Origin of the sequence: Psittacicella hinzii, from assembly GCF_003585935.1 — a bacterium.
In the GTDB taxonomy this organism is placed as follows: Bacteria; Pseudomonadota; Gammaproteobacteria; order Enterobacterales; family Psittacicellaceae; genus Psittacicella; species Psittacicella hinzii.
In genome coordinates this window covers 25,943-36,196 of sequence record NZ_NRJG01000018.1, presented here as the reverse complement: position 1 = coordinate 36,196, position 10,254 = coordinate 25,943, and the positions used below count along the sequence as shown (strand labels likewise).

7 protein-coding genes are annotated in these 10,254 nt (G+C 34.1%); 4 read left to right on the top strand and 3 right to left on the bottom strand.

Annotated elements, in window-relative coordinates; all coding sequences use genetic code 11:
- Positions 1 to 906: 906 nt before the first annotated feature.
- Positions 907 to 1,248 (top strand): ArsR/SmtB family transcription factor, encoded by a 342-nt coding sequence (locus tag CKF58_RS01120; RefSeq protein WP_222987641.1) that lies wholly within the window; start codon positions 907 to 909, stop codon positions 1,246 to 1,248.
- Positions 1,249 to 1,378: 130 nt separating this feature from the next.
- Here CKF58_RS01120 and bcp read toward each other — a convergent pair whose 3' ends face one another.
- Together bcp and CKF58_RS01110 are read right to left on the bottom strand one after the other, a co-directional pair.
- Complete coding sequence (bcp, locus tag CKF58_RS01115; RefSeq protein ID WP_119530149.1) at positions 1,379 to 1,861, bottom strand: thioredoxin-dependent thiol peroxidase; 483 nt, start codon at positions 1,859 to 1,861, stop codon at positions 1,379 to 1,381.
- A gap of 187 nt (positions 1,862 to 2,048) precedes the next feature.
- Complete coding sequence (locus CKF58_RS01110; protein ID WP_147397181.1) at positions 2,049 to 2,558, bottom strand: hypothetical protein; 510 nt, start codon at positions 2,556 to 2,558, stop codon at positions 2,049 to 2,051.
- Between the two features lie 467 nt (positions 2,559 to 3,025).
- On the opposite strand from CKF58_RS01110, the gene CKF58_RS08335 reads away from it, so the two are divergent.
- The 3 genes from CKF58_RS08335 (at position 3,026) to trmB (ending at position 8,517) form a co-directional block, all read left to right on the top strand.
- Positions 3,026 to 5,791, top strand: coding sequence for a hypothetical protein (locus CKF58_RS08335; protein ID WP_222987640.1), 2,766 nt, complete (start codon positions 3,026 to 3,028; stop codon positions 5,789 to 5,791).
- Between the two features lie 327 nt (positions 5,792 to 6,118).
- Complete coding sequence (locus tag CKF58_RS01100; RefSeq protein ID WP_119530147.1) at positions 6,119 to 7,468, top strand: AI-2E family transporter; 1,350 nt, start codon at positions 6,119 to 6,121, stop codon at positions 7,466 to 7,468.
- 308 nt (positions 7,469 to 7,776) lie between these two features.
- On the top strand, positions 7,777 to 8,517 hold the full coding sequence (gene trmB / locus CKF58_RS01095) for a tRNA (guanosine(46)-N7)-methyltransferase TrmB (protein ID WP_119530146.1): 741 nt from the start codon (positions 7,777 to 7,779) through the stop codon (positions 8,515 to 8,517).
- A 114-nt stretch (positions 8,518 to 8,631) separates the two neighbouring features.
- Here the strand turns inward: trmB and groL are convergent, their stop codons facing one another.
- Positions 8,632 to 10,251, bottom strand: coding sequence for a chaperonin GroEL (gene groL, locus CKF58_RS01090; RefSeq protein WP_119530145.1), 1,620 nt, complete (start codon positions 10,249 to 10,251; stop codon positions 8,632 to 8,634).
- Between the last annotated feature and the right edge of the window lie 3 nt (positions 10,252 to 10,254).

The following is a 10,254-nucleotide window of genomic DNA, read 5'->3' as shown; positions in this document are numbered from 1 at the left end:
CAAAAAGTTGTAAAAATCTTAAATTAAAAACTTTAAAAAATAAGTTTCATAGCTATAACTATATTAGTTAATTGACCTTAGTTAAAATTCACATGTCTAAATTTAATTTTAGATAGAATTTTCTCGGCAAATTAACTAGTTTAGGATAAAAGATTATATTTAGAACTCTACAATACACTTCGTTTAAACTTAAGGGAAGTATATAAATAACTAAACCAATTTTAAACTGATAACTATACTAGCTGCTATCATCCTAGCTGTTATATACCTTAATACAGAGAGAAATTACTAGCAACTAGCAATGATAAGTAATGAATAAGTTAAAGCAATGATAAAGTCATTAATATGCAGAAATACTGTGATGAAATTGGTAAGCATCTGAAAAGAATAGGATTAATTTTCATCACCTATGGCTTAGTTTTTGAGTTAAAATAAATATATCTATACTTCAATATTTTGCTTTTTATAATTTTTTACCGCAAACTTTTCAAAGAACAATTCGTATTACTTAAGAGTTAGTCTTGAATGATTAACATTAATACATGGTCATTAGTGACAAACCTTAAGTAGTTGCAAATTAAGCACATACCCCTATATAACAACATTTATTAATTTGCCATCGATAGTTCAAGAGTATAGATGGACAATTAATGTTGTTCGTCAATTAAACTTTATTTTGAGTGAACCTTATGTTCATATACCTTAAATACCTAAACTTTGAGCAATGCTCCTAGTTCTAGACACTTAACCTTGCTATGTAATATGAGGTTGACTATAGCTTGGTTAAATAAGGTATAGAAAACAGGTAAGGTTAAAAGTATAACAAGCAGTATATATTGCCATGAGGGAATAGTTTAGAAAACTAACAATGGCAATATGTATAGAAATTTTAAAGGTTTAAGGCTAATGGATTTAAATCAATATAGTGATATCAGTGCCGCTCTTTCAAATGAAAACCGTTTAAAAATCGTAGCGCAAATCGCACAAAACGGTGAGCAATGTGCACAAAGATTACTTGAAGTTTTTAATATCTCTCAACCAACTATGTCACAACACATTAAAGTGTTACGTCATGCAAATATCCTTTTATCTCGCAAAGAAGGTCGTTGGCAGTTTTTCACTCTTAATGTGGAATTAATGGAAGAGTACAATAGCTTCGCGGCACAACAATTAATTCGTCCGGCTACTCGTTTTAAAGCCCATCCTGCTTACGAGAATCGTGCACGTTTTGGTAATACTACTAAATAATAACAGTAGAAACTACTATTTTGTAATTTCTAGATACGCAAAGTCCAGAATTCTAAATAAGTGTTTAGAATTCTGGACTTTTGCCGTTTATAGCTATACAACCCATAAGTATTATCTTATTATCGATTTATTATTTATCTAATTTTGCTAAAACTTCATTTACTTGTGTCGCAAATTCTTTAGTTTTAATTTTGGTAAACACTTCAAGAATTTTACCTTCAGTACTTACTAAAAAGGCAATACGGTGTAAACCCTCTTTAGTAATTCCCATAAAGGTCTTTGGTCCCCATACTCCACAAGCTTTAGCTAGAGATAATTCTGTATCTGCTAACAATGGGAAAGTTAAATTATATTTAGCAGCAAATTTACTTTGTTTATCAACTGTATCAGGACTAACACCTAAAATAGGTAACGTTAAGCCTGTGCTTACAGCTTGCTCTAAACTACAAGCTTGTGCTGTACAACCTGGAGTCATAGCACGGGGATAAAAGTATACTAAGTACATTTGCTTAAATGTGTGATTAGTATAAGTTTTACCATCATTAGCTTCTAGGCTAAATGCTGGAAAATCTTGCCCTACGGTTAATAAATGCTCTAACCCTTTAACTGTCATATATTATCCTTAAGTTATTAACATTAAATAAGAACTAAAAGAGAAGAAATAAACAGACATCTCTTTTTTACAACAACATTACGAGTTGCTGTAGTCGTGTTTTTTTGTTTTTGTAACTTTTATTATGTGAGGTATCTCTTTTATAGATGTAGTTGTTTGTTTGATTGTTGTGGTTGCTTAAGTTGCTTTAGTCATCTTCATTACTTGACTTACATAAAGTATTTTGAGTAGCGGTCTGTTTTGCTAATATCACTTGTTCTTGTCGTTCAAGATAATCTATTTCACGTTCTAAAGCTGATCGACGTTTAGTCTTAGCTAAACGTTTCGTACTAATAGAGGTTTCTGATTTCAGATTTTGGACAAACTTATCTCTATATCTATTATTTACTAGTGATTTCTGCTCTTCATAAGATTTTTGCTCGAGATAAGGTCTACGCTCTTTGTTATACTTTTGCTCTGATAAAGATAGTTGCTCATTACTAAAAGTATCTTTATGTTTGTTACTGTCGAATTGTGTCCATGAAGAATTAGCTCTGGCTTTTAAACTTGTACTCTGATAAGTCGCTTCTACCCGAGCAAATCTTTGGCGCAACCGTGCTTGGATTAATTGTTTACGGCGCTTTTTACCTCGAAAAAACACTAAATACAAAAAACAGGCACTAAATACTAAGTAACCCAATAAAAACAACAAAATCATCTTCTTTCCTCTTTCTGTAAGCTTTTTAAGCCGAGGTATCTCTCCAAAATAAATCCATATAATAAAAGAAGTAAGTATTACGCATCACTGTAGTAACAGCAAACTATATCTCTACTAACTAGCTGACTTTAGTCACTATTATCTTAAGTTGTAAATTACCTTTTCTATTTTAATATAATGGATTGTATTTTAAGTAAATTAATGACAAAATTACCAGTTTATCGCTAATAACCTTTATAATATAGGATATACGATAACTAAATCTACATTCTTAGTTTTCACTTTCAGTTTATAGTTAAAAATTTCTTGTTATTCATGAACCTAAGTAAATTTTTCTAACTATAAGTGCTATTCATTTGTGCCTCTAGCCAGCTAACTGCGGTTATTTTGGCGCCTTAAAGTCTACCTTTAAGGAGTAAACTCTAGCTTTAGATCTTTAGTTTACGCACCTATATAAGATTATCCATATGGCTCAATTATTACGACCTATTGGTTTAAATTTAAAATTTAGTTATTCTGCACACTATGACTTTAGTGAGTTTCTTACTGGTCCTAATGCTTCAGTAATTGATTATTTAGATAAAGTTATTAGTGCTGACGATCCGAATTTTATTGCTTTAATTGGTTCTGAACAAGCCTTAGTTACTCAACTTTGTAAAGCTTGTTTAGATGTAGCCAAACAACGTTTTCCGCAAAATGTAAATGATTTTGCGTATTTAGATTTTCAAACGTTCATGACCACGACCGAACCAACTGAACTTATTAATTTCTTCGAAAAACGTTTAATTATCCTCAATAATGCGCATTTAGTTGCTGGTAATCCAGACTGGGAAGTAGGTCTACGCGATCTCTTAACAGCTAGTACGTTCTTTGAGGGATTAGTTATTCTTGGTTCATGGGTAGATATTGCCCAACAGACTTGTTATTATCCAGATTTACATTCACGCTATGCCGAGTTCCGTAAATTTAATCTTGCTGATTATACACACGGACAGTTACAACTATTTATTGCTCACCGAGTTAAACAACAAGGCATTAGCTTAAAATCCGAAGTACTAGATTATTTAGTACAACAATTAATTACTAAACATAAAAACCAAGAAACTCTAGATGTTGATCTAACGTCCTATAACATTATGCGTTATTGTACGTTATATCAACGTGATCCTCAAAGCATTACTAAACGCTTTTTAGAAAGAAATTTTGATCTTTTAGTATTTAGTTCGTTCTCTGGACAAAACATTATCCACCGTCGAGACGCTATTTCGAAATCAGCATTACAAGGCTTTACTTCAGAGCTTGTCTTTGATGAAAAATGGATCGAGATTGATGCTGCTAACGCTAAACTTGCAAAAAGCAAACGTAGCCAAGAAAAACAGGCAAACTCCTTACAAGATAGCCTTGGTAAAAATGATCTGTTTACTACGGAAAGTTCACTACCTTCAACTTCGCTTGTAGGTAATGAAGGATTTGCGTTTCTTTGGGAAGAAACGGAACAAGAGCAAGGTCAAAAAAAACACGCTCTTGCTGTAAATAGTGAGCACCAAGGTTTAGAAAATCAGCAGTCTGTTAGTAAAAACCGAACAGAACTTGCTGCTAAACAAAACCAACCAGAGCTGGTTGTTAGTAAGGACAAACAACATCTTGCTGCTAGCAAAGAACAACAGAGTCTTACTGCTAAAGATCAACAAGAACTAGCTACTAAGAATAAAAAAGCAAAACTTGCTACAACAGCTAGTCAAACTGGACAAAGCACCCTAACGCAAGTAAATACTACTTCTAGCTTAGCTGCTAAAAACAAAACAGCTGCTATACAAGCTCAAGAGGAACAAGGAGTTCTGAATATTACCCCACCTAAACCTTGTTTAGATGATGATAGTCAACTTCTAGAAATTCTCTTAGAACGAGCAAAACTTGCAGTAATGAATCATAAATATTCATTACCAGAAGAAGGTTTTGATGCTGATTACTTCTTTGAAGATGCACAGCTTTCTGTCCCGAATAAGCAAGAAATGCTCAAGCTATTACAAGGTCTTGATGATAGTGGCGAAACTGCAGCGCAAGTGTTAGCAAAATATGCATTTGATAATCCAGAAGACAATGAAGTTGAATATTCTTATCTGATAAAAAATAAACAACAAATTGCCGCCGAAATAGAACAAAGTATTAACCAACAGCGCAAGCTTTTACAGCAACAAGCATTACTACAGACCCAACAAGTTACTCCAGACTTTGATGAAGAAATTGTTTCTCCAGATTCAGTAGAGAACAGCCTGTTTACTGATGAAGATTTTAAGCATGAAAATGCGATAGCTCCAATTATTGAACAAGCAAATTCGCAGAGTCAAACTAGTGCCCAAAATCTGTTAGTTGGTTTTGTTGATTATCATAATAGTAAAACTAGAGCTCAAGGTTTAAACCCTCAATTATTAGCTACTCAGCCTTATAATCTTGAACGTTTAACTAGTTTAGGCATTCCTTTACCAGAAATTAACCCCAAAGGTAATAAAGCTGGTAAACGCTCAAAACCTCAAACTAAACATAATCATAAATCTAAAACCCTAACCGTTCAAGGAGCAAAAGGTTCTAAAACTCAAAGTAAAACCTTAAATAATCAAGAGCTAAAAAATTCGCATAACTCTTACGATAGTAGTGCTAATAGTAATTATTACGATAGTGCTAATGGTAGTACTAATAATAGTACTAATAATAGTACTAATAATAGTACTAATAATAGTACTAATAATAGTACTAATAATAGTACTAATAATAGTTTTAATAATAGTTTTAATGGTAATACTAATGTAACCACTAATACAGCTCTTACTACTTTAAGTACAGAACCTCGACGTAAGTTTAAACCTAAAGCTAAAATTGCGCCTCTTATAAAGAGTCAAGCTACTAGTAATCAAACTATTAACGAAAACGCTATTAAAGATAAAATAGTTAACGATAAAATAGTTAACACTAAAGCTGTTAACAATAAAATAGTTAATAGTACAACTGTTAGCGATATAACTGTTGACCAGATGAATAGCGCAAAAACTGATAAAAACAAAAGCGCAAAACCTAAACTAAGTCCAACTGTAAAACGTCGTTTACTGCGTAAAAAACAAAAAGAACAAGCTCGTGGTTCAGCTCTTAGACAAAAAGCATATCGTCGTTCAAGTGTAATTTCTGAACTTGAACCAGCAGTAGATTTAGCTCATTGGCTATTTGATGAACAAGCATAATCTAAAAGCTCAAATCGAGCTAGTATACTAATAAACAATCATTAACTTATGATTGTTAACCTCTCACTTGGAGTTTGCCAAGCTATCCTTGGTAAACTCCAATTCACTTCATAAAAAGATTATGCACTCTTAAATTGCTGTTATATAATGCCCATAAGGCAAAATTTGTTTTTTATACGCAAAGATTCGTAGTTTTTTAGTTGCCATTTAAAAAATTACCCTTATAACTTAGCAATACACAGATATATCTTTTGCTTAAATTTTTATAGTGAATTTGCAAGTTATATTGATACATCTAACCTATTAATTTCCCTGAGAATATCTTACATGTCATCTTGGAAAGATCTGATAACGCGCAACTTTAATAACCCGCAGATCGTCGCACTCATCCTCATTCTGGCAGTATGTGGTTTAGTGTTGTACTTTTTTGGGGGAATCCTAGCGCCCGTATTCTTAGCTCTCGGTTTAGCCTACATCCTTAATTTCCCAATTCGATGGTTAATGCGTAAAGGTTTTAAACGTCTCTATGCTTTAATTCTTGTCTTTGGGGGATTAATTTGTGTTTTAGGTTGGTTAATTATTGGCGTAGCGCCAATCTTGATTAAACAATTAAATACTTTAATTGTGGAAGCACCAAGTATTATTAACCTCCTTAAAACTAAACTTTTAAGCCTTGAGCAATATCATTTACCTTATTTAGATAAGGCAACGCTCTACTCGGTTTACGAGAACCTCAATCAATATATCCAGTCTAATATGGATATTCGTATTGATAATATCCTCGCGGTATTACAAAATGTAATGTACGTAGGAGTTAACATTTTCTTAGTGCCATTTATGGCATTCTTAATGCTTGTTGACTATGGTCCACTAAAAGAAAGTGTAAAACGCTTCTTACCTCAAAGTTCAGAACTAGCCAATGGAGTATTTAAAGAATTTATGTCCCAATTGGATAACTATGTGCGCGGTAAAGTAATCGAAACGATTATTATGACAGCCCTTAGTTTTATTGGCTTTATGTTCTTTGGCTTAAAGTACAACTTAATTCTTTCAGCACTAATTGGTATTTCGGTTATTATTCCTTATTTAGGGGTGGTAATTGCAACGATTCCTTTTGTACTAGTGTGCTTTTTCCAATTCCAATTTAGTTCGACTTTCTGGACGTTAATGGTAATTCACGGCGTATTACAAATTTTTAATGGTAATATCCTCGTTCCTTATCTTTACTCTAAAACCAATAATATCCGTCCAATAACAGTAATCGTTGCTGTTATCTTCTTTGGACAAATTTGGGGTATTGTTGGAGTGTTCTTAGCTATTCCTTTATGTACGCTTATTAAAGCTGTAGCTAATGCTTGGTACTTAAATTCGCAACTGTACTTTGAGTTACAGCAACGCGAAGAAACTCAAGCCTTAAATCATAAAACCATTAGAGAAGAACTCGAGAAACGTAAACCTAAACGTCGTCGCAACAATCGCGAATATAAAAACGCTAAAACAAATAACGAAGCTAATAACTCTGCAAACTCATCTACAGACCCTGCAAGTACAAGTGAAGTTACTACTTCGAACAATGCTCAAGCACAAAACAACCAACAAACTTTAGCTGCAAATTCAGCAACTCAAGATAAGACAAAAGATGAAGAAAATAACTCTTCATCACCAAGCAATAGCTAGGGGTAATTACTAACTTTTATATTGCAAACTAGTTGTGATTGCTAGCCTTTGCTTTGTAAACTAGTTATGATTGCTAACCTTTATTTTGTAAATTAGTTAATTTACTGCTTATGGGTTACTGCTAATAATTTACAGCTTATCTTTAATTGATTCCCGAATTATTGATCGCGATTTGCTGATTTCTGTGAAAGTAAAACAATTTTAAACCACTAGCTTAGCTAGTGGTTTTTCTCATTAAAAACTTTGCTATAACCTACTGATTTTGTGTAAAATATAGCTCAAGAAACTTTAGATCCTACAGATTATTTATGACAGATAACAAAGATACTTCAGTAAAATTTACTGTATCTCATGATTTTGCCAATGAGGGTAATAAACGTCGTATTAAGTCGTTTGTGTTACGTACTGGACGTATTACGGCAAGCCAAGAGCAAGCTCTAAGTGAGTTGTTCCCTCTTTATGGCGTAACTTGTCCACAACCTGGACAAACTTTAGATTTAGACAGTATTTTTCCAAAGCAACAACCAGTAGTAATTGAAATTGGTTTTGGTATGGGGACTTCTTTAGTGCAAATGGCTAAAGAGAATCCACATTTAAACTATTTAGGTATTGAAGTACATACTCCAGGCGTAGGTAATGCCTTAAAATTAATTGCGCAAGAACAGCTAACTAATATTAAAGTAGCTTGTCATGATGCAATTGAAATCCTGCAAAGCCTAACTCCAAATAGCCTCCATGGATTACAACTATTTTTCCCAGATCCATGGCATAAAGCACGTCACCATAAACGTCGTATTGTAAATCCAGAGTTTATGGCATTAGTTACTAAAGCTCTAGCTCCTAATGGCTTTGTACACATGGCAACAGATTGGGAAAACTATGCTGAACAAATGCTTGAAGTATTAACTAATACCCCAAGCCTAGAAAATACCTCAGAAAATAATACTTATATCCCTCGTCCAGACATTCGTCCCCTAACCAAATTTGAACAACGTGGACACCGTTTAGGACATGGAGTATGGGACTTATACTTCCGTAAAGTTGCGTAAAGTTGCATAATGCACCCACGTAAAATCCCCTGAACATAAAGCTCAGGGGATTTACTATTTTATAGTTATTAGCTCGATTGCTATAACTCAAAGAATACTCGTTTAAGATTAGGCTTACATGTAGCCAGCACCCATACCTGCTGGAGTTGCTACTTCAGGCTCATCTTCTTCTACGATCATGCATTCAGTAGTAAGCATTAAAGTGGCAATTGAAGCTGCTTTTTCTAAAGCTACACGTGTAACTTTAGCTGGATCAAGAATACCCATTTCTAACATGTCACCGTAAGTTTCGGTACGACCGTTAAAACCAAAATTTTTCTCACCTTGTGCAACTTTATCAATAATTACAGAAGCTTCTAAACCACAGTTTTCAACGATTTGTCTTAAAGGAGCTTGCATTACTTTTAATGCTAGGCGAATACCAGCAGCTTGATCGTCGTTTTCAGCTTCAACTTTTACGTTAGCTGCTGAACGGATTAGAGCTACACCACCACCAGGTACAACACCTTCTTCAACTGCCGCGCGAGTTGCACTTAAAGCATCTTCGAAACGATCTTTTTTCTCTTTCATTTCTACTTCCGTAGCGCCACCAACTTTAATTACGGCAACACCACCAGAAAGTTTAGCTACACGCTCGTTTAATTTTTCGATGTCGTATTCTGAAGTTGTTAATGATAATTCGTGTTTAATTGCAGCTACACGTTGGGCAATAGCTTCTGGAGCACCAGCACCATCAATAATAGTTGTAGAGTCTTTAGACACTACTACACGTTTAGCGCTACCTAATACTTCTACCCCAGCTTTAGATAAATCGATACCTAATTGCTCTTCGATTACAGTGGCATTAGTTAATACCCCTAAATCTTGTAACATTGCTTTACGACGGTCACCAAAACCAGGTGCTTTAACCGCAACTACTTTTAAGATACCACGTGCAGAGTTAAGTACTAAGCCTGATAATACTTCAGCATCAAAATCTTCAGCAATAATCACTAAAGGTTTAGATTGTTTATTAACGGCTTCTAGTACACCTAAGATTTCACGTAAGCTTGAAAGTTTACCATCAACTAATAGTAAGTATGGAGATTCAAACTCTGCTGTTGCATTATCCGCACGGTTTACAAAGTATGGACTTAAGTAACCGCGGTCAAATTGCATACCTTCAACTACTACTAACTCATCTTTAAAGCCAGTACCATCTTCGATAGTAATAACCCCGTTATTACCAACTTTAGCCATTGCTTGTGCAATTAATGCCCCTACTTCTTCATCATTGTTTGCAGAAATAGTTGCTACTTGTTGGATTGAACGGTTATCAGAAGCAGGAGTTGCTAAAGCTTTTAAATTAGTAACAGTTGCGTTAACTACTTTATCAATACCACGTTTTACATCCATTGGGTTTAAACCAGCGTTTACTACTTTTAAACCTTCTTTAATGAACGCTTGCGCAAGAACCGTAGCAGTAGTTGTACCATCACCAGCTAAATCATTAGCATCTTGGGCAACTTTTTTCACTAATTGTGCACCCATGTTTTCGAATTTGTCTTTTAATTCGATTTCACGTGCTACAGACACACCGTCTTTAGTGATTAATGGAGCACCAAATTTACGCTCAATCACTACGTTACGACCTTTAGGTCCTAAAGTTAAACGTACAGCATTAGCTAAGGTATTTACACCATTAGCCATTTTTACACGCATATCGTTATTAAAAATTAATTCTTTTGCTGCCATGTT